General features: G+C 56.2%; 21 protein-coding genes, 1 tRNA gene and 1 pseudogene. 11 read left to right on the top strand and 12 right to left on the bottom strand.

Going from position 1 to position 23,321, the window contains the following annotated elements; all coding sequences use genetic code 11:
• Nucleotides 1-116: 116 nt before the first annotated feature.
• The gene (locus ACF8AM_RS18275) at nucleotides 117-584 is read right to left on the bottom strand and encodes a DUF1499 domain-containing protein (protein WP_392557024.1); all 468 of its coding nucleotides are present in this window, start codon (nucleotides 582-584) and stop codon (nucleotides 117-119) included.
• Between the two features lie 64 nt (nucleotides 585-648).
• On the opposite strand from ACF8AM_RS18275, the gene ACF8AM_RS18270 reads away from it, so the two are divergent.
• A complete protein-coding gene (locus ACF8AM_RS18270) occupies nucleotides 649-1,968 on the top strand; it encodes a replication-associated recombination protein A (protein WP_392557026.1) in 1,320 nt (439 codons plus the stop codon).
• Between the two features lie 51 nt (nucleotides 1,969-2,019).
• Here ACF8AM_RS18270 and ACF8AM_RS18265 read toward each other — a convergent pair whose 3' ends face one another.
• The 4 genes from ACF8AM_RS18265 to ACF8AM_RS18250 all read right to left on the bottom strand — a co-directional run bounded on the left by ACF8AM_RS18265 (nucleotide 2,020) and on the right by ACF8AM_RS18250 (nucleotide 5,063).
• Complete coding sequence (locus tag ACF8AM_RS18265; RefSeq protein WP_392557023.1) at nucleotides 2,020-2,247, bottom strand: hypothetical protein; 228 nt, start codon at nucleotides 2,245-2,247, stop codon at nucleotides 2,020-2,022.
• Between the two features lie 107 nt (nucleotides 2,248-2,354).
• Nucleotides 2,355-4,130 carry a TlpA family protein disulfide reductase gene (locus ACF8AM_RS18260; protein ID WP_392557022.1) on the bottom strand — a complete coding sequence of 592 codons (1,776 nt, stop codon included), beginning with the start codon at nucleotides 4,128-4,130 and terminating at the stop codon, nucleotides 2,355-2,357.
• A 133-nt stretch (nucleotides 4,131-4,263) separates the two neighbouring features.
• On the bottom strand, nucleotides 4,264-4,479 hold the full coding sequence (locus ACF8AM_RS18255; protein WP_392557021.1) for a hypothetical protein: 216 nt from the start codon (nucleotides 4,477-4,479) through the stop codon (nucleotides 4,264-4,266).
• Between the two features lie 260 nt (nucleotides 4,480-4,739).
• The gene (locus tag ACF8AM_RS18250) at nucleotides 4,740-5,063 is read right to left on the bottom strand and encodes a hypothetical protein (protein WP_392557020.1); all 324 of its coding nucleotides are present in this window, start codon (nucleotides 5,061-5,063) and stop codon (nucleotides 4,740-4,742) included.
• Nucleotides 5,064-5,413: 350 nt separating this feature from the next.
• Here ACF8AM_RS18250 and csrA point away from each other — a divergent pair, with 350 nt between their 5' ends.
• Both csrA and ACF8AM_RS18240 read left to right on the top strand, forming a co-directional pair.
• Complete coding sequence (gene csrA, locus ACF8AM_RS18245; protein WP_392557019.1) at nucleotides 5,414-5,626, top strand: carbon storage regulator CsrA; 213 nt, start codon at nucleotides 5,414-5,416, stop codon at nucleotides 5,624-5,626.
• 163 nt (nucleotides 5,627-5,789) lie between these two features.
• Nucleotides 5,790-5,862: transfer RNA gene (locus tag ACF8AM_RS18240), tRNA-Glu, on the top strand.
• A 613-nt stretch (nucleotides 5,863-6,475) separates the two neighbouring features.
• Here the strand turns inward: ACF8AM_RS18240 and ACF8AM_RS18235 are convergent.
• Nucleotides 6,476-6,766, bottom strand: coding sequence for a hypothetical protein (locus tag ACF8AM_RS18235; RefSeq protein WP_392557018.1), 291 nt, complete (start codon nucleotides 6,764-6,766; stop codon nucleotides 6,476-6,478).
• 48 nt (nucleotides 6,767-6,814) lie between these two features.
• Here ACF8AM_RS18235 and ACF8AM_RS18230 point away from each other — a divergent pair, with 48 nt between their 5' ends.
• Nucleotides 6,815-7,108: a ParB/RepB/Spo0J family partition protein gene (locus ACF8AM_RS18230; RefSeq protein WP_392557017.1), complete on the top strand. Its 294-nt coding sequence runs from the start codon at nucleotides 6,815-6,817 to the stop codon at nucleotides 7,106-7,108.
• 269 nt (nucleotides 7,109-7,377) lie between these two features.
• Here ACF8AM_RS18230 and ACF8AM_RS18225 read toward each other — a convergent pair whose 3' ends face one another.
• The gene (locus ACF8AM_RS18225; RefSeq protein WP_392557016.1) at nucleotides 7,378-8,715 is read right to left on the bottom strand and encodes a hypothetical protein; all 1,338 of its coding nucleotides are present in this window, start codon (nucleotides 8,713-8,715) and stop codon (nucleotides 7,378-7,380) included.
• Nucleotides 8,716-8,826: 111 nt separating this feature from the next.
• On the opposite strand from ACF8AM_RS18225, the gene ACF8AM_RS18220 reads away from it, so the two are divergent.
• On the top strand, nucleotides 8,827-9,246 hold the full coding sequence (locus ACF8AM_RS18220; RefSeq protein ID WP_392557015.1) for an RrF2 family transcriptional regulator: 420 nt from the start codon (nucleotides 8,827-8,829) through the stop codon (nucleotides 9,244-9,246).
• 199 nt (nucleotides 9,247-9,445) lie between these two features.
• Here ACF8AM_RS18220 and ACF8AM_RS18215 read toward each other — a convergent pair whose 3' ends face one another.
• From ACF8AM_RS18215 to ACF8AM_RS18195, 5 genes are read right to left on the bottom strand one after another with little or no spacing between them, the layout of a single operon-like run.
• Nucleotides 9,446-10,927, bottom strand: coding sequence for a VWA-like domain-containing protein (locus ACF8AM_RS18215; RefSeq protein ID WP_392557014.1), 1,482 nt, complete (start codon nucleotides 10,925-10,927; stop codon nucleotides 9,446-9,448).
• Between the two features lie 5 nt (nucleotides 10,928-10,932).
• Nucleotides 10,933-12,027: an AAA family ATPase gene (locus tag ACF8AM_RS18210; protein ID WP_392557013.1), complete on the bottom strand. Its 1,095-nt coding sequence runs from the start codon at nucleotides 12,025-12,027 to the stop codon at nucleotides 10,933-10,935.
• A gap of 38 nt (nucleotides 12,028-12,065) precedes the next feature.
• Nucleotides 12,066-12,767 (bottom strand): hypothetical protein, encoded by a 702-nt coding sequence (locus tag ACF8AM_RS18205; RefSeq protein ID WP_392557012.1) that lies wholly within the window; start codon nucleotides 12,765-12,767, stop codon nucleotides 12,066-12,068.
• Nucleotides 12,764-13,534 (bottom strand): exodeoxyribonuclease III, encoded by a 771-nt coding sequence (locus ACF8AM_RS18200; protein WP_392557011.1) that lies wholly within the window; start codon nucleotides 13,532-13,534, stop codon nucleotides 12,764-12,766. The genes ACF8AM_RS18205 and ACF8AM_RS18200 overlap by 4 nt, the downstream gene beginning before the upstream one ends.
• Nucleotides 13,531-14,229, bottom strand: coding sequence for an AIM24 family protein (locus tag ACF8AM_RS18195; RefSeq protein ID WP_392557010.1), 699 nt, complete (start codon nucleotides 14,227-14,229; stop codon nucleotides 13,531-13,533). Before ACF8AM_RS18195 ends, ACF8AM_RS18200 begins: the two co-directional genes overlap by 4 nt.
• 225 nt (nucleotides 14,230-14,454) lie before the next feature.
• Between ACF8AM_RS18195 and ACF8AM_RS18190 the strand changes: the two genes are divergently transcribed.
• The 6 genes and pseudogenes from ACF8AM_RS18190 to ACF8AM_RS18165 all read left to right on the top strand — a co-directional run.
• Nucleotides 14,455-17,193 carry a peptidase MA family metallohydrolase gene (locus ACF8AM_RS18190; RefSeq protein WP_392557009.1) on the top strand — a complete coding sequence of 913 codons (2,739 nt, stop codon included), beginning with the start codon at nucleotides 14,455-14,457 and terminating at the stop codon, nucleotides 17,191-17,193.
• A gap of 143 nt (nucleotides 17,194-17,336) precedes the next feature.
• Nucleotides 17,337-18,374 carry a DUF4159 domain-containing protein gene (locus tag ACF8AM_RS18185; protein ID WP_392557008.1) on the top strand — a complete coding sequence of 346 codons (1,038 nt, stop codon included), beginning with the start codon at nucleotides 17,337-17,339 and terminating at the stop codon, nucleotides 18,372-18,374.
• 73 nt (nucleotides 18,375-18,447) lie between these two features.
• On the top strand, nucleotides 18,448-19,443 hold the full coding sequence (locus ACF8AM_RS18180; RefSeq protein WP_392557025.1) for an AAA family ATPase: 996 nt from the start codon (nucleotides 18,448-18,450) through the stop codon (nucleotides 19,441-19,443).
• A 1-nt stretch (nucleotide 19,444) separates the two neighbouring features.
• The gene (locus ACF8AM_RS18175) at nucleotides 19,445-20,503 is read left to right on the top strand and encodes a DUF58 domain-containing protein (RefSeq protein ID WP_392557007.1); all 1,059 of its coding nucleotides are present in this window, start codon (nucleotides 19,445-19,447) and stop codon (nucleotides 20,501-20,503) included.
• The gene (locus ACF8AM_RS18170) at nucleotides 20,500-22,614 is read left to right on the top strand and encodes a BatA domain-containing protein (protein ID WP_392557006.1); all 2,115 of its coding nucleotides are present in this window, start codon (nucleotides 20,500-20,502) and stop codon (nucleotides 22,612-22,614) included. Before ACF8AM_RS18175 ends, ACF8AM_RS18170 begins: the two co-directional genes overlap by 4 nt.
• A pseudogene (locus ACF8AM_RS18165) lies at nucleotides 22,595-23,321 on the top strand (hypothetical protein); the annotation flags it as partial. The gene ACF8AM_RS18170 and the pseudogene ACF8AM_RS18165, both read left to right, overlap by 20 nt.

Raw genomic sequence — 23,321 nt, 5'->3', positions numbered from 1 at the left:
AATCGTCCAATCGTCCAATCGTCCAATCGTCCAATCGTCCAATCGTCCAATCGTCCAATCGCCGAAACTCTTGGCGAGTTCCGCTACGTTGGCGAGTTCCGCGGCGGCCCAATCCCTCACTCCGCTGAGAACGCTTCGCGGAGATGCTTGAGATTGCGGGGGTTCTGCCCCAAGTCACCTTTGCCAACGCGGGATTGACTTTCCGCGTCGACCCGAGTGATGACCTCCCCGGCAGACGAAACCTCTTCCGTCAATTGCACATGAACATCGTCGACGAACCGCAGCCACTTGGTTCGACGAGTCAAATGGATGGCCTGCGTTTGAACGGCGACCGGTGCGTCTACGGAGTCGTCTGCAATCGATTCCAATTGCCAAATCGGTTCCGATTCCACCCATGTTTCCAATTCCTGACGCACCTCCGCGATGGGTTGGTGCAAACGCATCGGGCGCATCTCCGGGTCCGTGGCGGAATCGTCCCACTTGGCATGATTGTTCGTCCAATCTCGCCCCCAATCGTCGACGAGCGTGACGACTCGTGCAACAATTGCCAACGTCACGACTCCTGCGGTCACAGCTACTACCATTGCTCTTCTCGTTCTCTTCCGCGAACGGGCATCCCGCCCATCACTTTGAATTGTCATGTCGACCATGGACCTGTTTGCCGATCAAGAAGCTGACCACTTGTTCGCTGCGCAACCCTTGGCCGCGCGAATGCGCCCCAAGAAGCTATCGGAGTTTGTCGGCCAACAACACATCCTAGGCGAAGGGAAACTGTTGCGGCGATTGATCGCCAGCGGTCGCATCGGCTCGATCTTGTTGCACGGCCCGCCAGGCACCGGAAAAACCACGCTCGCTCACTTGATCGCGTCCGAGCAGAACAGCGAACTGGTCACCCTCAACGCAATCAGCAGCGGCGTCAAAGACGTTCGTGAGGTGCTCGCCAAAGCACGCGATCGCGTCTCGGCGGGTGATCCAAGACCGCTACTGTTCATCGATGAGATCCATCGCTTCAACAAGTCTCAACAAGACGCTCTGCTAGCCGACGTCGAATCGGGCATCATCTCGCTGATCGGTGCCACGACCAGCAACCCGTACTTCGCCGTCAACGCAGCGCTCATCAGTCGCAGCCAACTGTTTGGGTTGGAACCCGTCTCCGTCGACGACATGCGAACCCTCCTTCAGCGAGCGATCACCAACCGCGAATGCGGACTGGGAAACCAGAATGTCAAAATTGCCGAGGATGCGACCGAGTACCTCGCTGCCGCCGCGGATGGGGACGCTCGCAAAGCACTCACGGCACTCGAAGTGGCCGTGCACAGCCACGAAGATCCATCGGTGACGATCTCCCGAGAAGACGTTGCCGAATCCATGACCGGTCGGATCGCAGGCTACGATGCCACCGGCGATGATCACTACGATCTGGCTAGCGCACTGATCAAAAGCATCCGCGGCAGCGACGTAGACGCGTCCCTGTATTGGCTCGCCCGGATGCTAGAAGGCGGCGAAGACATCCGCTTCCTCTGCCGACGATTGGTGATCTTGGCCAGCGAAGACATCGGCAATGCCGACCCGCAAGCCTTGATGATCGCGGTCAGTGCCATGCAGGCGTGCGAGATGATTGGGCTGCCCGAAGCGCAACTCACGCTCAGCCAAACGGTCGCGTACCTGAGCCTGGCACCCAAGAGCAACGCAGCGACCACCGCCATCAGTGCCGCCCGTCGCGACGTGCGTGACCGGCAAGTCATCCCCGTCCCCAAGATGCTTCGGTGTGGACACTACTCCGGCGCCGAAGAACTCGGCCACGGTGATGGATACAAATCCGCGCACAACACCGAAGAGGGCGTGGCAGAGCTCGATTACCTGGGCGTCGACCGCCGTTACTACGAACCCGTCGAGCGAGGCTTTGAATCAGAACTCAGCAAACGATTGCAGAAAATTCGCGAACAACTGGGAAGAGAAACCGAATGATGAACCGGTTGGCGTTGGAATGAAGATTTTCGTCGAGTCAAGAATGGACGCTCACAGCCAATCGAGCTGCGTGATCCTTCGCAAACGGTCTTCAAAATTACCCAGCAGACCGCCGACCAAGACCCATTCGTGCTTGGCTCGCAGTTCGATTTCGCCGAACTTGTTGATTCGCAAAATGGAATCGCCGTTGACGCCAGCCTCATGCAATTGGCCCATGTCAATTTCGCCTTCGTTGATGACGTCCAACAACGATTTGCCGGTGAGTTCGATGAATTGCATGATCGCAACCTAGCAGACAGTGACGAAGACGACCCGACAGAAACGAGTCGACAAGGACGAATAATTTCTCATTGCCCCGTGGCTTTCGTCCAGACGACCAGCTTAATTCAACGCAAAAGATTTTCGACAACTGGCGTCAAATCTCGCCCAGAAAATTCGAGAGCGTGCACCTTGCCTTCTTGATCAATCACCGCCACGAATAACAGCGAAACCGCCCCAAAACGATAAGCAATCGAGTTGGCAACAGTCGCTTCCGGGTCGGAAACACTTCGAAAACTCGGGAACGAGATTTTGTTGCGAGACTCAAACGCCGGAACGTCTGTCGACTGAACATCCAGATTCATCCCTACAATCGCAACCTGATCCGGGTACCGGCGAGCGATCTCCTGCAGGTTCTCAACCACCATGAGTGAGTCCGGGAACGCAGCAGACCAAAACGGCATCAGGACCACCTTGCCACGATAGCTTTCCAAACTCAGCTCATCGCCCTTCGTGCTCGGCAAATCAGGATCAAACGTTTTGCCAATGATCTTTTCACGATTGTTCCGAGCCTGGATCGCAGCTCGTGCCTCTCGCCCCCGATCGTCTTGCAGCGAAGCGAATTGGTCGTCCAACACCTGATAGGTCACCGACATCAAATCCTCACGACCGACCGTCTCGGCCTCCAAACTTGCCCCCGCCAAGAACTGGGCCGTCAGCAGATCGGGCTGCTCCTCCGCAAGCGTTCGAATCGCTTCTTTCCAATCGGCGGGAGAAACATCTGAATCGGCCGCGGCAACGCTCTCGTTCGATTCCGTGATGAATTGCTGCATCAACTCCTGAACACGGCGCGTCGCTTCGCTGACCTGCAAACTTGGACCAGCAATCTGTCTCGCCATGTCCGCCAATCCCACCAACGCTTCCGATTCCACGCCGCCCGCTTCGACAGGTTCAACGAACTCTTCCAAGATCATGGCTCGAACGCGCGACGCCTCTTCGACATGCTCGAACTGCATCAGCGCGTCTCTCGCTTGCCCCATCACCATCAAAGCCGCCGCATCAGGATCGGAACTGGATTGCAGAAGCCGGTCAATCTGGGACACCACCTTGGTGGCAACTCCTGATTTCCCATTTCGAAGTTCTTCGATCGCGAAACCGATGAGGACCAGTTGGCTGTCCGAGCGGACACCTGGGTCGGAATCGTTTTGCAGATCTTCCGCCAACACTTGCAGACTCTCGGCCGATTTCAGGTCTCCCATGGATGCCAAATGCGAAAGAGATTGCAGTTCACCTCGCCTCCCAATCGCTTGGTCGGCTGGCATGGCATCGGGATGTTCGATCAAACGACGAGACGCTTCTCGCTTCAAGGAAACGATGCGTTTCAGTTCCCGTATGGCGGTGGCCTCATCTTGGATCCCCGAATCTCCGCTCACGATCATGCGCATTTCGATGTCCGCTTCGGACAAAAACGTGCGCAACTTTTCAGGGCCCAGGTCATGCGCCAACTGCTTCGATCGCCCACTGGAATGCGACGCGATCGTCTGAGGGAAATCGATGGACGCAGGCTCATTGGCCAGTGCGTCGTTGCCCGGTGCATCAGTGGGCGGCAATGGACCGCGCCCGCCATCGGTTGGCTGGTTGGAGGCTGTTTGTGCACCACCGGGCGAGTTCATCAAACCCACGGAGGAAGGGCTCGACTCACGACCGTTGCCGGTGAGATCTCCTGGTGCGGCGTCGCCGGACGAGGACAATGCGTTTCCGTTTGATTGAACGTCATCAGCGGGCGCGCCTTCCACCGACTCAGCGGGAGGTTGCCTGGTGCAGCCTCCCACGACCGGGGTCAGCAGGATCGCAACGGCACCAGCCCAAACGGTCTTTGGGAGACGAGCAATCACGAAAGCCATGTGAGGTCCAATCATTCAATGTCATCCTTGAAGAATCAAAGCTGACATTCTACCGGGCGAGAGCCCAGTTCGAATACCGTCGAATCGGATCCGACGTCAAACGACTGCTGGTGACCCAACAATCGCTCCGGACTCAGGCGGCGGTATGATCGGACGACAGGGCATCGAGCAAGTCAGCGAAGCGATCGTCCGCTTCCCGACGACGACGCAAACGCTCTGCCACACTCCAACCACTGCGGATCTTCATCACGCGGCGAGTGATCTCGGCATCCGATGGCAGAGTCTCATTTTGCGATGCGGCTGAGATCATCGAGACGTTTTCGAGCGATGGCATGGTTTCGGTCAACATAGCGGTTCTTCCTGAAACGGGGCTTTTCTTAAGTCTCGGTGCCACATCGACGCCGGCACCGACTCGTCTGCCTCCATCCGAGGCATTGGCGTCTGGCATTGGGGTTATGCAACCGGGGTGCCAAAACGATGAAAATCAGAAAAATCATTCCAACTCATCCAACCGAATCTCGCTCCACCCTGGAATTCCCAACGTTTTCACGTCCAAAAACGACAAACGCGGCGGCCAGTTCTTTCCATCTGAAAGCCAAGGCTGGCGTTTCACTGATCAGCCTTGCTGGTTTGGAAGACATCTTTTTCAAAAGCTTGTAAATCTTGCCATGACCTTTCGGGCAATCGCATCAGCGAGATCGATTGCGGCGTTCCCAACGTTGAAAACAAGGTTTGAAGACGCGCCCAAAGAATCCTGCGCCCTTCCGGCGATGAACCGCGGCCATGCAAGTCAACGTACTGAATGGCCTGACCGTTGTCGTAAACGGTGCCATCGATTTGCCAGCCTTGGGACTGATTGGCCCAGGTGAACGAACCATCCCACTCGAAAAACAGTCCCTCCAGGTGTTCAAAGCGACCAGCAACGGTTTCCATGGACACATCAAAAGCCCCCCGATCAGGGCCGTAAACGTACGCCTGGAATGAAAAAACAACAGCCATCGCAAATAAAATCGCAAAAGGAGGGAGGGGACGAACCGAGAACGCGACACTTCGTATTTGCAAGCAAATGCGGCGTTTTTGCAATCGCCCACCCCTCTACAAAGCGACTAGCACAAGATTTTCCATTGTTTGTCAACCCAGATTTCCTTGACCATATCGTTTTTTGTCCTAGAGTTGATGGACCAAGGATCACTGTCCGTACTCCCTTCCACAACCTGTCCACCATTCGTCGTTGACTAGGCAGTTGTTACTAGGAGGCAGGCGGCCGCAAAAAGGAATGAGCCATGTTGGTACTCTCGCGAAAGAAAAACGAAAGCATCGTCATCAACAACGATATCAAAATCGTTGTGGTGGAAATCCGTGGAGACAAGGTACGCCTCGGCGTCGAAGCTCCTCGCGAAGTGCCAGTTCATCGTCGTGAAGTCTACGACGCGATTCAACGGAACAACGAAGCGTTCGACGCAAACACTCCCGCGGATTCCAACGACGTTTCGTAGGTTCACTTCCGACTCTTTGCTTGCTCGTGAAGGCACTTTCGCCCTCCTGACAAGTTTTTTGTTTTCGTCAGGCAAAACGAGCCCTGGAACCCTTGACGCCTCCAGGCGATCTTGGTTTGATACTCGCCTCGTTGGCACGCCAGCTTTTGTTGGCAAACCGACCGGCCCCTTCGTCTAGCGGTCTAGGACATCGCCCTTTCACGGCGGTAACACGGGTTCGAGTCCCGTAGGGGTCACTTCTAACGCCACAGAGGGACACATGCTGTCCCCCTGGGGCGTTTTTTCATGGCCTGACGATTCCATGGGATTCCATTTGGTGTTGCAGGTGGTAGCGCAGAGTCGACCGCGAGACCGCGAGCGACCGCTTCTCGGTCGCCAATCTTGTAGTGTTCTCGCAGCACTTGGGGTGTGGTCCCAACCCATTCCCCGATGTCGTCGATTGACGCACCCTGGTCCCAGAGTTCGGTGACACGGCTTCGCTTCAAATCATGCCACGGCTTCGGCCACGTCTTGAATCCAGCCTTCTCGATTGCACACTTTAGATCGTCACGCAACCGGTTGATTGAACGGCCCGACTGCAAAACAGGACCGTCAAAATCGAGAAACGGTCGGAGTGTCGGAAACAGCGGCACGTCACGACGTTTGCCCCCTTTACCAACGATGTTAATGCAGTCGCCTTCAATCATTGACGAATCAACTTGCATGGCCTCGACTTCAATTCGCATGCCACCGTATCGCGTCAGACCGATCAGTCGGATTAGCTCTCAATCGTCGCCACAGGCTTGAATCACTCGTGCCATCATTTCGCGGCTGACCATCACATGGGCGCCAGGGTTGCTCATCGAGCCGCTAGGTTCGTTGTGCGTTGAATCGTTGACGTGACAGGTCAAGCAGGGCTTGGTCGCTGCGTTCAAGTACTCTATTCGTTCCGATCTGTTTAGCGGCTGATTGAGCGGCCTGTTCGAAGGACTTCGCTCTCGTGAACAAGTCATTCGCGTCAGCAGCTTGATCAGGTGTCGTTGCAGCAGACAAAGCCTCAGCGGCTTCTCGTCCCAACTTACGAGTCAGTGCGAGATTCTCATTGAGTTGCTTTTGAGCACTCAGCCTCGAAGTCCGACGAGTGAACAGTTGGTCGGGCATCGCGACACTGCACCCGCAACCGGATCACCGATTGAAGGCCGTGCCCGCATGAAAAACGCGGCTCGATTAAGGCTCGATGTCATTGACGTTGATCCGCAGCATCGCGAAGAGTTCAGCGAGGAGGGGATTGCCAATCTTGCGGAGTCTTTGAAACAGCACGGTCAACTGCAACCAATCCGTGTTCGCTACGACGAAACCCGTGGGCGATACGTCTTGATTGCGGGTGAGCGGCGATTGCGAGCGATGAAGCTTGCCGGTTGGGACGAAGTGCTGCTTCCTAACCCAATATGTCATAACGCCTGGCACAGGAAATGGGGGCATCCCACGTCACGAACTGCTTAGATTGCCCAATGACGATTTCCGACAGAGAGCGACGGCAGCCTGAATAGCGGCCTGATCGGAAGCGTCGAATCCTTCCGGAGTATCACCCAGGATCTTGGTGAGTAGCGAGAGTGGTAGCGCAAAGAGCGTTTCACCCCGCGTTTTATTGGTGAATAACTAACCTCGTAGGGGTCACTGAAAAAGCAAACTGCTTTTCTTTGGCATTCGCATTAACGCTTTCCATTGCTGGCCAATCACCTTTTCCAGGAAAGAACTGGCCAAGCGGCAGCTCACTGAAAATCAGGGTGCGTCGCCTCTAAGATTTCGAGAATGTCTCGCCGCATCTCACTGGTCAGATGCTGATAGGCCTCGGATCGATCTTCCCCGTGCAAGATCCGCTTGAGCTTCTCCAGCACAAGCGTTCGCACCTCCTCCGGCAACGCCGCGAAAGAATCGGAGTAGATGAGGTAACTGCATGGGTAACGAAACAACCGTGTTTCCAGGTCGAAATCTCGCAGTGAGCGCTGCTTCGAATCGGTCGGCCCAACCGCTGCAAATTCACTGGCGAACGTGGAAGTCCCCGCCACCGAATCCGTCAGCGTGAACTCATCGCACATCAACAGGTACTTCAGCACGCGATCCGCGGACGACTCGATCCGCCGCGTCGCACTCTCGCTGATGAAATCAGGCTCGCGTTCGAGCAACTCGTTCATCTGATAGGACTGATGGAGTGCCTGTCGCGTTTCGAAGTTGGCCGCGGTGATCGCGTTGTGCATCTGCGTTTGATGCTCCAACACCATCAACGCCACGATGTCGCTGTTCGGCGTCAAATACGCGTCCGTTCGAAAGTAGTCCCCTAAGTCCTTTTGATTGGCTCCGCTTTCACGATCGAGCAAGTGAGCTTCATCGGTGCAAATCACGTTGCCCATGTGCCGCATCGAACCGTGTGAACCGGTGACGTACCAACCGCCCCAACGCTCATCAAAAGGACTGGTGTGGTCCGTGGTGAATGTCCCACTGCCGAGCTTGGGACGCCCCGCTGCGTCAGCGAAAACACTGCGGATGAGAAACCCGGGCACATTCTGCGTGCGCGAGGAAGCATGGCAGGACAAACACCCGCCTCGGTCACGCACAAACTCAGGCTCCTTCTCTTCCGACTGAGCAAGCGTGTAAAAGATCGCGCCCTGCTTGGCATCCGTCGATGCAAATTCCAAAACATCACCATGCTGGCAATAGCCGACGTAAACGTCGTCGTTGAAATACAACGCCCGTGGCCGACGCGGCGAAATCCGGTGCAATTGCAGGCTGGTCTTTGAAAAAACCAACGTTTGCGAACTCAGCGGCACGTTCAATGCTTCCAACACCGACGGCAAATACCCGAACGTTGGATCGCTCCGCAACGCCACCTCACCCGCCTCAACGCGTTTGGCGAGCTTGGCGACCGGATCGTTCACCTCCGCATGGAGGTAATCAATCGGAGGCCGCTCAAAATCGGGTTGAGCCCAGGCGGGCGAGGCCATCCAAGCGAACAAACACAACAATCCGCCACAAACCAACCGTTGGCACAGGGCAAAATGGAAGAGGCGGAGACGGGAGTGAGCGACACCATTCCAATGCAGCGATACCATTCAAGATTGCTCGTAGGTGAGTTCCAGCTTAAACTTCGATTCGTACACCTGACTGTACAGAATCAATATCTGCATTTCAACATGCAGATTTCAAAATCACGCCAAACGATTATGCTTTCCAAAACCGCCGAATACGCTCTTCGCGCCGTCGCTTGCATGGGCAGCCAGGTCGGAAAACCCGCCTCAGCAGACCATCTCGCCGAACAAACCAAGGTCCCTCGCCGGTATCTCACCCGCGTGCTGCAAGACCTTGCCTCGGCTGGTTTGGTGCAATCTCGCCCCGGCCCCGGCGGCGGATACGAATTGTGCGTCGCCACGGACACACTCACGATTTTGGATGTCGTCAACACGGTCGCCCCCTTGGAACGCATCCGAAAGTGCCCGCTTGGCCTGAAGTCTCACACCGAACTCTGCCCGCTGCACGCGGAGCTCGACCGAGCCTACGCGGCTACCGAAGAAGCATTCCGCGGGGTCACAATCAACGACCTGGTCAACTCCGCCAGCCCGATCCTGCCACTCTGCGAAAGCTGAACCTGCGCGTCATATCGCCGCCCAACCTGCGAACCCACAACCCGGACGCACCAAAAGTGATCTGCCTCGATTAAAAGATTGGGTTGATCGTCGTGGACGAGGTGCCGACTCCTTGGATTTGAGGCCAGTTCAGGACTCGTCGCTTCATCCACTCCCCTTAGATGAAATGTGGATGCACCACGAGGATCTGATCGCACCACTACGACACATGCCCCGGCGAACCGACCCGCGAGGGTTTCAGAAACGCGACGCTGCCCAGCGGCCTCAAACCGGACGCTGATTGGCGAAAGGCAGCCTGCGTGTTGAACAACCACAAAATCCGCGTGTGCTGATTTTCAGGTCGCTTGGGCAGTGGCGAATCCCCATCGGTGAACACAACCACGCCGTCGTAACCGCGGCGACCATCAATGAACCGAGTCACACAGCCAAGGTTGGTACCGCCCCGTCCAGTGACACTGATGTCATGCCGAGCCGATCGAAACGAAATGGGTTCACAGCGGACTTCGGTGTCAAACCAGATGACATCGATCGAGCGGATGCCGTACTGGAAGAACCGATTGATGATCGAAAATCCATTCTGCAAATCGCGATGGCTCATCGATCCGGACACGTCCACCGCGAACAGCAGACTGGTAGTGAAGTCGTACCGGCTACCCATCTGGGCGAAACCGTAGCGACGACTCGGTCGCATACGGGTCAACCGCCGATCGACGGACAACACGCTCTGTCGAAACTGTCGCAAGATCGATCGGTAATCCAGTGGCGGTCGAAGCGTTGCCAGCAATCGCTCCTGCGCATGCCCTGGCAAAGTGCCCCAGCCACCATTCTCGGCGGCCTCGGCAACAGCGGATTTGATCTCTTCGTGCAGCAGATCGTCTGCGTCCCACTGATCCGCGTTCTCGCCGCCCGTTTGGCTCGGATCAACATAGGCATCCAAATCACTTGCTGCCGGTCGAACGCTGCTTTCATCCGCGGAGGACAGCCCAGGCGACGACTCAGCCGAACCTTCTGCCGGCACCCCCTCGTCGTCTCCATCTTGTTCGGACGACGCCCCACTTGGCTCAGAAGCCTCCAAGGCAGACTGAGCATTCTCTAAAGTGTCTAAGTCATTTCCGTCATCGGAATTCGCATCACTCGAATCATTCCCCTGACCCTCTGCCGGCGTGGACTCCGACGAGTCATCTCGCTCGGGTTCCGTCTCTTCGGAATCGTCGGCCTGGTCGCCTTCCCGCTCAGCCAACTGCCGATAGTAATACTCAAAGTACTGGTGATCGTGCGTCTCACTGCCCAGGACCTCACGCGGACGCGGCATCGGCAACTTGCTTCGCAGGCATTCTTGGACGGTCAGATTGCTGGCTGAATAAGACAACTCGGTCTTCGGCTGCCGCCTGGCGTAAGGGTGCCCCAACAGAATTCGCATCGCTTCAAACCGCAGCACCTCGGCCAACTCATCTCGGTTGAGCGAAGCAATGAACTCGGGGTTGAACTCAATTCGCCCGTGAGCGACACGCAGCGTTGCAATCTCTGGTTTGGACACCACCTCGTGCATCGTCCAAGCCACAAACAACAACGGATCGACGAGGTACCAACTTTCAACAACGCGGGTGATTCGCTCGCGGGCCTTGGCATCTCGCTTGGAATCCGGCCCGCCGGACGCGGACTTGTCGCTCGTCGATGCCATGTCACTCACTGGATTCGAATTCCCTCGACATACTCCGTCAACAAAGTTGTCAGTTCCATCGACTCGGCAAAGAACTCCATCGCCGGTTCATACTTTGGCTGATCGGTCATCGACACCAAATGAGCGACCGCCTCATCAAGCTTTCGTTTGCGAAGTGACTTCAAGTAGCTCAGCATGCCTTTGAGAGCCTTGGCCCGATCCGCATCGCCGTATGGATTGCCCACCAAATGAACGAGTAACTGCTCGTTCAGCATCAGCAGTTCTCCCAATGCCATCTTTTCGATCACTTTGCGATGCTTGGTGAACTGCAACAAAACCTGATCGGGCGTCACAGGAAATCGCGATGCGAGACTTCGCCGGAACGCCATCGCGGCGGGTGATCCGACGACCCCCGCAATCAATTTGATGTGCACCGGTTCAATCGTTTCCACGCCGTGAAGGATGTCAGACACACGCGCCCAACCACGACGGTCCGGCGTTTTGACCAAACCCGACATGGCATCGATGTCTTCCCCGGCGGGGGAAATGCCTTCGCCGTCCAAGTATTGCGGTTGCTGTTGCACAAACCCGGTGACGCGATCATCCACTTGGTGCTGGTCCGCCCACAGCAACCAATCGTCGACCGTCGGTGCGAACTGATACAGATTGAACCGTGAAACGAGTGCGGGGTCCAAATCGGTCAATTGATACTCGTCGCCTTCGTTGACGGCTGAGATGATCACGCTGCCAGGTGGCAACCGCTTGCCTGCCAACGTTTTGTTCAGCGCCAACTCCATCACCGACTGCAAGATTTCCGGCCGCGCTCGATTGAGTTCATCCAGAAAAAGCACGATGGGTTCCCCATCCGTCGGCCACCAAAACGGCGGCAGGAACTCGCTTTTGCCGGTTGCATCGTCCTTGTGCAGCAAACCAATCAGATCGCCAGGATCGCTCATTTGCCCCAGAAAAAATGGCACGACCTTCATCCCGCGAGACGAAAAGTGCTCGGCGATGATCTGTGATTTCCCAATCCCATGCTTGCCGACCAACATGATGTTTTGGTCGGGCGGAGTGATTTCGAGCAACTGAAGCAACTCGTGAACATCAACTCGAACAGCCAAGGGACCGTCTCAATCAAAGTGGGAATCAAAATCAAAAATCACTCTTCGTACCGAATCCATTCGGTTCGCCAATCAGCCTGCATGAATCCGATCATCTTGAAACGCAATCCGTCCGCGTAGAGTGACCGGAGCGTTCGAATGGTTTCTTGCAATTGCGGCAGAACCTTTTCAAACCGCGTGAACGGAATGTGGATTTCAATCATGTGTTGGCTCGACAACTTCACAAACAGACGCAGTTTCTGTGTGTCCATGCTGGTCGCGAAGTCAAATTGTTCTTCTTTGGCTAGTGCCTTGACTCGAGCCACAATCGCCTTGGACTTCATCGATCGGACCTTGGCCCGCTTGGCTTCGCCGGCGTGGCGTTTGACATACCGACGCAGCACCTCCGCCACCAAGTGTTCGAACTCATCAAAATCGCTGACCAGCCCGGTGACTTCGCGGTCGAATTTCCCAAACGCACAAATCAGTTCGCCGTGTTCGCTGCATTCCAAACGCAGTTCGTCCGATCGATAGTAGGTCTGCGATGCGTTTGGATCCGGAATCGTGAACCGCACCCAAGTCGGCGACCGCGAATCACGATCACCTGGATGGTTGGTCAACCGCACGCCCTCGATTTTTTCGAGTTTGGCTCGCCATTGCTTGATCAGCGTGGCACGTTGTCTCGGATCGATTTGAATCGGTGAATCGCCTGAGAAGTTCTCTCGAAACAGCTTTCGAACCGAGGGCAGAGGCAACTTCACTTCAGTGTCAACTCAACGGGGCAATGGTCCGACCCATGAATCTCGCACCGGATTTGAGCATCGGCGACGTGATCCCAGAACTTCTTGGCGACCCAAAAGTAATCCAAACGCCACCCAATGTTCCGGGCTCGTGCATCGTTTCGATAGGTCCACCAAGAATAGTGCCCTGGGCCATCGTGAAATTGTCGGAACGAGTCAACGAAACCGGCTTCCGCAATCGCATCCAATCCCGCTCGCTCTTGGTCACTGAAACCCGCGTTCTTTCGATTGGCCTTGGGATTTGCCAAATCGATTTCCTGGTGGGCGCAGTTGACGTCGCCGCAGAACAAAACCGGTTTGCGACGATTCAGTTTTTTGACGTAATCTAAGAAGGCTTCATCCCATTGCATCCGGTAATCCAAACGGGCCAGACCTCGCTGCGAGTTCGGAGTGTAGACATTGACTAAATGGAAGTCATCAAACGTCGTCGTCAGCACACGACCTTCGTTGTCATGCTCCTCGATGCTCAAACCTTTGGTGACCTTCGATGGCTTCACGCGACTCCAAGTGGAAACGCCAGAGTAACCTTTTTTCGCAGCCGTGTTCCAAACCTGGTGGTATCCGAGTTCGTCCGCCCACGACAAATCGACTTGCTCAGGTTCCGCTTTCGTCTCTTGCAAACACAGCACATCGGGTTGTTCGCTTTCGACAAATTCGCGAAACCCTTTGTTCATTGCGGCACGAATGCCATTGACGTTCCATGAAATCAGTTTCAACGTTTTGATCAACTTTGGTTTTGGAACACGACCTCTTCGTAGGGTTGAACCACCACAAAGCCATGCCCTTGGAAGAGAAACTGCAACGATTCCCCTGAACCACGACCGAGCAGGGTTTTGAACTGCACGTCGGTCTTGAGTTCAGGCTCCAGTTGCCCAGACCACAGCACCGTTGCATTCGGGTCCGTCACGACAGGTTGATGAGGCGTGACCGGCAATGTGATCGGATCGTAGTGACTGGTGATCGCCACCATGCCCGTGCCTTCCAGGCGGATATTGAACAACCCGCCCGCCAACATCGCGGTCATCTTCTTCATCATTTTGATGTTGTAGTTCAATGACATTTCGAACGCGAGGAGGTCATTTCCGTTGACGCAGATCGATTCGTTTTGCAGCTCGAGAATCGTGATCTTCTTGCCGCTGTCGGCGCAGAAAACCGACCCATTGCCACTGACTTTGGTGAGTGCCGTGCCTTCGCCAGAGACGGCCTTCTTCAGCAAATTGCCCAAACCCTGCGACAGAATCCCCTCACGCTCGAACTTCACATTGCCCGTGTAAGCGATCATCGATCCCATCTTGGTCCACACCTCCCCGTTGAGGTTGATGTCAAGCATGCGATCCGATTCCAACTCAAACAGACCTTGATCAAGGTCCTTGTCACGAGTTTTCTCTAAGAAGCGTTCGAGAGAATAGCGTCTTTCACTCATCACCGGATCCTTCAGCTCATCTTGTTACAAAGGGGCAAACGTCGGCATGCACGCCGTAATCGCCATTGAACGCACGGGTCAGGGGCCACACCCGAGGTAGTGTAGCGACTCCACTCCGACCGGATGGGCAAGGAACGGATTTCATCCGTGCGAGCGGGTTGCAGAGAGCGTAGAATCAAACGGCGAGGATTTTCGTACGAGGCCCTCCCACTCGCGAACCAAAGCATGAGACCTGTCCTAGTGAATGCATCCCGCTTCCATGTTGACATCCAAAGCGACCACTTGCTTCCCAAGCTTGTCGCTCTCGGCAATCGGTCTCAACTGCCGGATCGCGGCAAGCGATTTGCTTCCGTGACGATGTTCGGCTTGGCCGTCGTTTGCACGGTGCTCATCACACTCAGCTCGCCAGCGACTGGTTTCGCGGCGAGCTACGACGACGCGGTCCAACAATACCGAAACGGCGAGTACGACGCCGCTGCCGCGACCGCTGCATTCGAAGTCGAGCGAGGAGTTTGGAGCGAACGTTGGCCTCGATTGCTGATTCAGTGCCAGATGACGCAAGGGGACTATGCCGGCGCATTGCAGACGTACCAAGAAGCCCTGCAGCGATACCCGACCAGCATCGCGCTGCGATACATGGGATTGGATGTCCTGCGGTTCAACGGGTTGCAAGACGAAGTTGGCCAAGCCGAAGCGGACCTGCTCACACAAATGCAACGCGCCTTCGCGGGTTACATCACCCGAGACAACCTCATCGCGGCGGGCCGATTCTTGACCGGTCGCGGGGAAGACGCTCGAGAGGTCCTGGAGCAGTTCTATGACCGAGTCCGGGACCGCGACCCGGAGTACCTGCACGCTTACTTGGCCACTGCCGAACTGGCCATTCGGAAAGGCGATTTCCAAGTCGCTGCCAACACGCTTCAGGAAGCGTTGAAACTTGGCGAAGAAACTCCCGAGTTGCACCATTTGCTGGCCAAGGCACTCGAATCCAGCGATGGACAGGCCGCTGCCGAACAAACCGCGATCGCCCTGAAAATCAACCCACGACACTTGCCCTCGCTGCAGTGGTTGGCTGAACGAGCGATTGATCGTGAACGCTACGACGAAGCCAAAGACATCTTGAATCAGATGCTTCAAATCAACATGCATGAACCGTCCGCTTGGGCGCTGTTTGCGGTCATCGCTCATTTGAACGGCGAATACGATGTCGAAAAACTGATGCGTGCCTCCGCGCTCTCAACGTGGAAACAGAACCCGGACGTGGATCACCTGATCGGCAAAAAGCTCTCAGAGAAATACCGCTTTGCCGAGGGAGCGGAGTATCAAAACTTGGCACTCAGCGCCGATCCGTTGCACATCGACGCCAGCTTTCAGCTTGCTCAGGACATGCTTCGATTGGGAGAAGAAAAGATCGGTTGGGAAATCGCAGGCGAAGTTGCGAAAGCGGATCCCTACAACGTCGTGGCCTACAACCTGATGACGCTCCGCGACCGAACGTCAAAGTTCACCGTGTTGAAACAAGACGGCATCCAAGTTCGGATGGACGCCAAAGAAGCGAAACTCTATGGCGACGCCGTACTGGAACTGCTCAGTGACGCCAAGCGAGTCTTGTGCGAGAAGTATGATGTCATGCCCGACAAACCAGTCTTGGTCGAAATCTTCCCGCATCAAAACGACTTTGCCATTCGTACGTTTGGATTGCCGGGCGGGGCAGGGTACCTGGGCGTTTGTTTCGGCCGAGTGATCACCGCCAACAGCCCCGCGTCTCAAGGTGAACGCCCATCGAACTGGAAGAGCGTTCTGTGGCATGAGTTCTGTCACGTGGTCACGCTAGAGAAAACCAACAACCGCATGCCACGCTGGCTGAGCGAAGGCATCTCGGTTTACGAAGAACGCCAACGCAACCCGTCTTGGGGCGAAAAAATGACGCCTCAATATCGATCGATGTTGCTCTCGGAGGACCTGACACCGGTCAGCGATCTGAGTGCCGCCTTTTTATCACCACCTTCAGCAACGGCACTGCAGTTTGCTTACTACGAATCTTCCTTGGTGATCGAGTTCCTGATTGAACAACATGGTCACGAAGCATTGCTTGCAGTGCTGGATGACCTAGCCGCAGGGATTCCGATCAACGACGCCCTGACACGGCACACCGGATCGCTGCAGCGGTTGGACTCTCAGTTTGATTCCTACGCCAAAGAACGAGCCAACCAGTTCGGAGCTCTCGCCGATTGGTCGCGAGATTCCTTGCCCGAAAACGGCGATCTGGCGACCTGGAAAGGCTGGACGCGTGCCAATCCGACCAACTACTGGGGCCTGCGAGAGTTGGCCAGAAGTGCCGTGGAAGCCAAGCAATGGGACCAAGCCCTGATTCCACTTTCACGAATGCAGCAATTGGGCGTGCTGACAGGCGAACGCGACGGTCCGCTGGAATGGCTGGCTCAAACACACCGCGAACTGGGGCACGACCGACAAGAAATTCGTGCAATCCAAGACAATCTGGCACAATCCAGCGATGCTTTGCCGGCTTTGCGGCGTTGGATCAACATTGGCCAATCCGAAGATCAATGGGAAAACGTTTTGGACGCGTCGCAGCAGGCGCTCGCGATCCAACCTCTGTTGCCCGAATTCCACCTCGCGTCCGCCGTCGCCGCCGAAAAACTCGATCGCCACGATTTGGCGGTGGAAGCGTTGTCGGCACTGTTGGAGCTGGATCCGGTGGATCCGGCGGCGCTGCATTTTCGTTTAGCCAACGCGTACGACGAACAGAACGAGTCCTTCCCCGCGAAACACCATGCACTGATGGCGTTGGAATTGGCCCCCCGCTACCGAGACGCTCACCGCTTGCTGTGGAAACTGCATCACGGGGTTTTGGAAGAGGGTTCATCGACCGCGGACCAGGCGGACGTGGAAGAGCCTGATTCTGTGGACGTGCCTGCCATCGAAGAGGAGGAAACGTTATGACTCCCAACAACTTCAACCCAATGGGCATCTTGCGAGCACTTGCTCGGGGCAGCCTCCATTCTCATTCACCTCTCCCCCGACCATCGTCGGGAGAGAAGTCGGACGCGGCGTTCAGCCGTCGTCCGGGTGAAGGGGCGGACCCCATGGCCGTTGAAATCGCTACGCCACAGAACGCCCCATGTCGCGCGGACGCCCCCTCACCCGAACAACGCCTGAAGGGCGTGCTCGACCTCTCCCCCAATGAAATTGGGGGAGAGGTGACAACGGCGTTCACGGTTGGTGACAAGACACAACCCCGCCAGCAATCCACCCCACTAACTTTCACTCGTAAACCATTCGGTCACCGGCGCTGGATCCTCGCCGCGTTGATTGTTTTGATGGGCGGCGCGGCGTTTGCCCAACGAGGTTACTGGGGCCGGCGCAACCGATCGCTACCCTCCGATCGCAATGGTGTGCCCACCTGGGATGTTGATCCACGATTCCCCAAGGACTGCTTCACATTCGCTCGGATCGAATACGATTCCTACGGCGGGCGTGGACGCGGTGGTGGAGGATGTTGGACGGATTATCCCGATAGCGACCTGAACTTCTCGCTTCGACTGCAACAACTCACCTCCATGAAGGTCAATCCGGATCCGGTTGTCTTGCGACTGACCGACGAGAAACTGTTTGACTACCCGTTCATCTACATCATCGAACCTGGTGGCCTCGTTTTTTCAGAGGCAGAGGTGAAAGCACTTCGCAAGTATTGCCTCAATGGTGGCTTCTTGATGGTGGATGATTTCTGGGGTGATTCGCAGTACGAAAATCTGCGACACGAACTTCAACGAGTGTTTCCTGACCGCGCTCCTTTCGAGGTTCCTCTGGAACACGAAATCTTTCACATCGTCTACGACCTCAAAGAAAAACCTCAGGTCCCCGCCATCAACTCGGCCAGACGCGGTGCCGATGGCAGCGTGGGAACGTGGGAATGGTCGCGCGACGGAAGCGACACCAGTGTCCCTCACTATCGCGCCATCACTGATGACGAAGATCGCATCATGGTCTTCATCTGCCACAACACCGACTTAGGCGACGGTTGGGAACGGGAAGGCGAAGACCAATGGTACTTCGATGAGTTCTCCGTCAAGAAAGCTTATCCAATGGGGATCAACATCGTGACGTATGCGATGACCCACTGAGTCGTTCCCAGTATCAACCACAAACGGTTTCGAAGCTCCTCCAACCCGATTGCACTTCATGACAATGGACACCATGACCCACGAAGACGAAGCCCAAGTGGTGGAGCAAATTCGCGAAGGACGAGAGCGGATCGTCCAAGAACTTTCCCAGGTCATCATCGGCCAAGAAGAAGTCATCGAGCAACTTCTGATCTGTTTGTTCGCGGGTGGCCACTGCTTGATCACCGGAGCACCAGGGCTGGCGAAAACATTGCTGGTCAGCAGCGTCGCGAAAATCTTCCACTTGAATTTCCAGCGGATTCAGTTCACTCCCGACTTGATGCCAGCGGACATCACCGGGACTGAAATCCTGGAGCAATCCGCCGATGGTCATCGACAACTGCAATTCGTCAAAGGACCGATTTTCGCCAACGTGATCTTGGCCGACGAGATCAACCGAACACCGCCCAAGACGCAAGCCGCCCTGCTCGAGGCGATGCAGGAACATCAAGTCACCGCAGGCGGCCAACGCTTCGAACTGGAAGAACCGTTCTTCGTCTTGGCGACGCAAAACCCAATCGAGATGGAAGGCACTTACCCACTTCCCGAAGCCCAACTCGATCGTTTCCTCTTCAACGTTTTGATCGACTATTTGCCGCCCAAAGACGAATTGGCCGTGGTCATGCAAACCACGTCGACCAAGCCGGAACCGATCCAGCCGATCTTCACAGGCGAAGACGTTGCACGATTCCACACCGCCGTTCGACGCGTTCCGATCGCGGAATCGATCGCCGCTTATGCCGTGCGTTTGGTTGCCGCGACTCGGCCGGGACGCCAGGGAACGCCCGACTTTGTCAACCAATACGCGTCCTGGGGCGCAGGCCTGCGGGCTGCTCAAACATTGGTGCTCGGTGCAAAAGCAAGAGCGTTGCTTAACGGCCACGCTCACGTGCGAACCGAAGACATCCAGGCTCTCGCACACCCCACACTTCGACACCGAGTCCTGCTGAGCTACCGAGCGGAAGCGGAAGGTTTCAACGTTGAAAACCTGGTCACACGACTTCTCGAAGAAATCCCAACGGAAGTCTGAATTGAGCTGGTTCCAACGTCCATTTCGCTCGTCAAACAAAGCCACCAACGGCAGCACGGGCACGTTTCAGGATGACGCAGCGAAGTCCTCGCGAACGACCGCTTCAGCGGCGGGCGGCAACGGAGACTCCGCTGCCTCCATGGATCCGCATGCGCTGATGCGAATCAAGAACCTGCAACTGCGATCGAAGCTGGTCGTCGAAGGCTTCTTTGGCGGCCTGCACCGAAGTCCTCTCCACGGGGCCTCCGTTGAATTCAGCGAATATCGGGCCTACTCGCCCGGTGACGACCCGCGAGGACTGGACTGGAAATTGTTCGCTCGCACGGACCGCTACTACATCAAGAAATTCGAGGACGAAACCAACCGACGTTGCTACCTACTGGTCGACCAAAGTCAGTCGATGGGCTACGGGTCACTCGAATACACGAAGATGGAATACGCGAGAACGTTGGCCGCGACGCTTGCTTACTTCCTCACTCTGCAACGCGACCATGTTGGACTGATGACGTTCGACGAATCAATCGCGGATGTTGTTCCGGCCCGCAGCCGAGTCGGTCACCTGCGTCAGATCCTTGCCTGCTTGGCCCGCCCAACCTCGGGTTCCGGCACCGATCTCAACGGACCGATCTCTCAAATCGCCGCGATCACCCGCAGGCGAGGGTTGGTGGTGTTGATCAGCGACATGCTCTCGCCAACGGAAGACTTGCAACGTTCTCTCGCCTTGTTGCGTTCAAGACAACATGAAGTGATCGTCCTGCGAATCCTGGATCCCAACGAAGTCCAGCTCTCGGTAGACGAATCCAAAGTTTTGGTGGACATGGAAACCGGGCGCAAAATCCAGGTCGCTCCCGATGCGACTCGGAAAGCTTACCAAACCGCGTTCCAAGAACACGCCGAGGCAGTGGAATCGATTTGCAATGCCGTGGGTGCCGCGTTCTACACCAGCACCACCGATCGCCCCCTGCAGGAATCGCTGTCTGATTTTGTCTCCGCCCACCAACGACGCGCCGTCAGCGCCAGTCGATCGGGCATGTTGAGTTCAGGAGGAACGTCCGGATGAGCATGCTCGCCCCGTTTTTCCTCGCAGGTGCACTGGCCGTCGCTGCACCGATTTTGTTTCACCTGATTCGGCAGCAACCCAAGGGTGCCGTGCCGTTCAGCTCGGTGATGTTCCTGCGAGAGGTTCCACCGAAACTGACCCGCCGCAGTCGCTTGGATCAATGGCCGTTGCTACTCCTGCGAGCCTTGGCGTTGCTGTTGTTGGCCGCAGCCTTCGCCAGACCGTTCCTTCGCGGCGCGGCCGACCAGTTCAACAACACACCCGTCCGACGAATCGCGGTTTTGATTGATCGCAGCGCTAGCATGCAGCGTGAAGACCTGTGGGACCAAGCGATCCAAAAGGCCGAAACGGTCCTCACTGACCTTTCCGCTCACGACCAATTCGCGGTGTTCGTCTTCGACACCGAAACCGATCGCATCTGGGAAACATCGCAAGTAGCGACCTCCGATGTACGTCAAAGTGCACTCGCACTGCAGGCTCTGGCGGAGCTTCAACCGACCTGGCGAGCCACGGATCTAGGCGTTGCACTTCGCGAAGCAGCCGACTGGGCTCAGTGGCCGACGGATTCACGAACACCGGGTGAAGACGGCTCAGACGATACCGATCCCGTGACCCGAAACCAGCCACCGGGGCCTGCCAGCATCGTGCTGATCTCTGATTTGCAAGACGGATCCAAAATCGATGCGTTGCAGCAAAACACGTGGCCCGAACAAGTCAGCTTGGACATCCGCCGCGTCGTTCCCAACGCGAAAGGCAACGCCACAGCGATCGTGATGAACGATCAGACACTCGAGAATTTACAAGCTTCGACGGTCGCCGACTCCGATCGCAAGCTTCCAGTTCGGGTCGTCAATTCCAAGCTCGCCTCACAGTTTGACCTGACTCTGCAATGGAAAGACGCCAGCGACAAACAAACGATCCAGGTCGAAGCGGATGCGACAAAAATCGTCCGCCTCGATCAACCAACGGACGCCGCCACTTCCATCATCCTGTCCGGCGACGACTCCTCATTCGACAACACGATCCACTGGGTCGCGCCGGAAAAGCGATCGTACCGACTGCTGCATGTCGGGACGCCGCAAGACGATCCTCGCGAGAGCTTGTTTTATTACCTCGAACGGGTTCCGCTGGACAACGCGACCCGATCAGTCTCCATCGAATCCGTCGAGACGGCGCAATTCCCGCCTGACTTGGATCCTCGCGAATGCCCGTTGGTTGTGGTCGGCGACGTCGCCAACACCGATGCGTTCAGGAACGCAATTCAGACCTACACGGAAGCGGGTGGTCGAGCTTTGTTCGTAATGGATGACCCCGATGATGCGTCCGATGTTCTGGCCTGCATAAAAACCATCACCAACGACGAGTCGCTCTCTGCCAAAGAAGCATCTGTCGAGGACTACGCAATGTGGTCACGGGTTGATTTTTCGTCGCCTTTGTTCGCTTCGATGGCGGACCCACAATTCAACGATTTCAGCAAGATTCAATTTTGGAATCACCGCGACGTATCCGGAATGGAAGAAGCGGACTGGAATGTCTTGGCGACCTTCGATTCCGGTGCTCCGGCATTGGCTCAATCCGGCAACGTTTGGTTGCTCACAACCGGCTGGCAGCCCTCCTCAAGCCAACTTGCACTTTCAACCAAGTTCATTCCGCTGATCGCACAATTGTTCGCTGGCAACGAGAGAGCGGCATCCTACATGGCAGGCCATGTGGTGGGGACGCCGCTGCCATGGCCCCCAGTCGAAGGTGCCGTACTGGTTCGCTCTGACGGCGAGTCATCGCCGTACGAACAAGCTTCGGACGCGGGCTTCATCGATCGCCCAGGTGTTCATCAACTGAAATTGCCCAACGAAGAACCCATCCTGTTTGCGAGCAACCTGTCTGAATCGGAAAGCCAAACGGACGCGATGGATGAAGACACGCTCGAACGATTGGGCATCCGTTTGGGCGAAGCCGCCACGGCAGAAAAACTGACTCAAGCGACTCTGCAACTTCGCGATCGTGAACTAGAAAGCAACCAACGTTTGTGGCAATGGTTCTTGCTCGCCGCGATCGGAATGTTGGTGATCGAAACCCTTTGGGGAGGACGCTATGCGAAACGAATTGCTTGACTGCATTGATCCCGTGATTCGTCGAATGCGACGATTGCGTTTCTGGCAATCACTCGGATGGCTGGCTTGGACGATCGCATTGATGGCCCTCGCGTGGCTGGTGTTCTCGCAGCGAACCCTGTCGTTGCTTTCATCGTTGACATTTTCAACGGCCTCGCTTTCCACCTCGGTCGCCATCGTTTCGACCTTGGTGATTGCGGCGATCGTTTGTTTGATCGCTGCTCGTTTGCGAATTCGAAACGTGCAGTCCGTCGCGAAACGGATTGAACATCGCTACCCGGATCTCGATCAACGTCTGATCACCGCGGTCGACGAATCTGTCGCCCAACATCCCGACAACTACTTGAACCAACGAGTCATGCAAGAGGCTCGCGAGCACGCCCGGCACAACGATTGGCCTGACGTCGTGTCATCGCGTTGGTTGTGGGTCAACCGATTGTTTGGACTCTCTGGGACCATCGCGACGCTTGTCTGCGCCGCCACTTTCCTGCTCGCTGAACCTGACGCGTCCGCCACATCTTCCTCGGATGCCCTGCCAAAACCAGACGTGGTGATCCAACCTGGCAGCACAGAAATCGAACACGGCACCAACTTGCTGGTCACAGCGGAATTCCAAGCGGACTGGATCAACCGCCAATCCGCTGTCGAACCGGAACTCGTCCTCACCGCGATCGACAGCCAACCTGTCGAATCGATCAACGAAACGG

The sequence above is a fragment of the Rhodopirellula sp. JB055 genome (genome assembly GCF_043100905.1).
GTDB lineage: Bacteria > Planctomycetota > Planctomycetia > Pirellulales > Pirellulaceae > Rhodopirellula.
This window is presented reverse-complemented; position numbering and strand designations above follow the sequence as displayed.

Excerpts from the sequence above, each read along its gene's own strand:
- ACF8AM_RS18275 (WP_392557024.1), bottom strand. The coding sequence starts at position 584 with ATGGTAGTAGCTGTGACCGCAGGAGTCGTGACGTTGGCAATTGTTGCA.
- ACF8AM_RS18270 (WP_392557026.1), top strand. The coding sequence starts at position 649 with ATGGACCTGTTTGCCGATCAAGAAGCTGACCACTTGTTCGCTGCGCAA.
- ACF8AM_RS18265 (WP_392557023.1), bottom strand. The coding sequence starts at position 2,247 with ATGCAATTCATCGAACTCACCGGCAAATCGTTGTTGGACGTCATCAAC.
- ACF8AM_RS18260 (WP_392557022.1), bottom strand. The coding sequence starts at position 4,130 with ATGGCTTTCGTGATTGCTCGTCTCCCAAAGACCGTTTGGGCTGGTGCC.
- ACF8AM_RS18255 (WP_392557021.1), bottom strand. The coding sequence starts at position 4,479 with ATGTTGACCGAAACCATGCCATCGCTCGAAAACGTCTCGATGATCTCA.
- ACF8AM_RS18250 (WP_392557020.1), bottom strand. The coding sequence starts at position 5,063 with ATGGAAACCGTTGCTGGTCGCTTTGAACACCTGGAGGGACTGTTTTTC.
- csrA (WP_392557019.1), top strand. The coding sequence starts at position 5,414 with ATGTTGGTACTCTCGCGAAAGAAAAACGAAAGCATCGTCATCAACAAC.
- ACF8AM_RS18235 (WP_392557018.1), bottom strand. The coding sequence starts at position 6,766 with ATGCCCGACCAACTGTTCACTCGTCGGACTTCGAGGCTGAGTGCTCAA.
- ACF8AM_RS18230 (WP_392557017.1), top strand. The coding sequence starts at position 6,815 with ATGAAAAACGCGGCTCGATTAAGGCTCGATGTCATTGACGTTGATCCG.
- ACF8AM_RS18225 (WP_392557016.1), bottom strand. The coding sequence starts at position 8,715 with ATGGTATCGCTGCATTGGAATGGTGTCGCTCACTCCCGTCTCCGCCTC.
- ACF8AM_RS18220 (WP_392557015.1), top strand. The coding sequence starts at position 8,827 with ATGCTTTCCAAAACCGCCGAATACGCTCTTCGCGCCGTCGCTTGCATG.
- ACF8AM_RS18215 (WP_392557014.1), bottom strand. The coding sequence starts at position 10,927 with ATGGCATCGACGAGCGACAAGTCCGCGTCCGGCGGGCCGGATTCCAAG.
- ACF8AM_RS18195 (WP_392557010.1), bottom strand. The coding sequence starts at position 14,229 with ATGAGTGAAAGACGCTATTCTCTCGAACGCTTCTTAGAGAAAACTCGT.
- ACF8AM_RS18190 (WP_392557009.1), top strand. The coding sequence starts at position 14,455 with ATGAGACCTGTCCTAGTGAATGCATCCCGCTTCCATGTTGACATCCAA.
- ACF8AM_RS18185 (WP_392557008.1), top strand. The coding sequence starts at position 17,337 with ATGGCCGTTGAAATCGCTACGCCACAGAACGCCCCATGTCGCGCGGAC.
- ACF8AM_RS18180 (WP_392557025.1), top strand. The coding sequence starts at position 18,448 with ATGACCCACGAAGACGAAGCCCAAGTGGTGGAGCAAATTCGCGAAGGA.
- ACF8AM_RS18170 (WP_392557006.1), top strand. The coding sequence starts at position 20,500 with ATGAGCATGCTCGCCCCGTTTTTCCTCGCAGGTGCACTGGCCGTCGCT.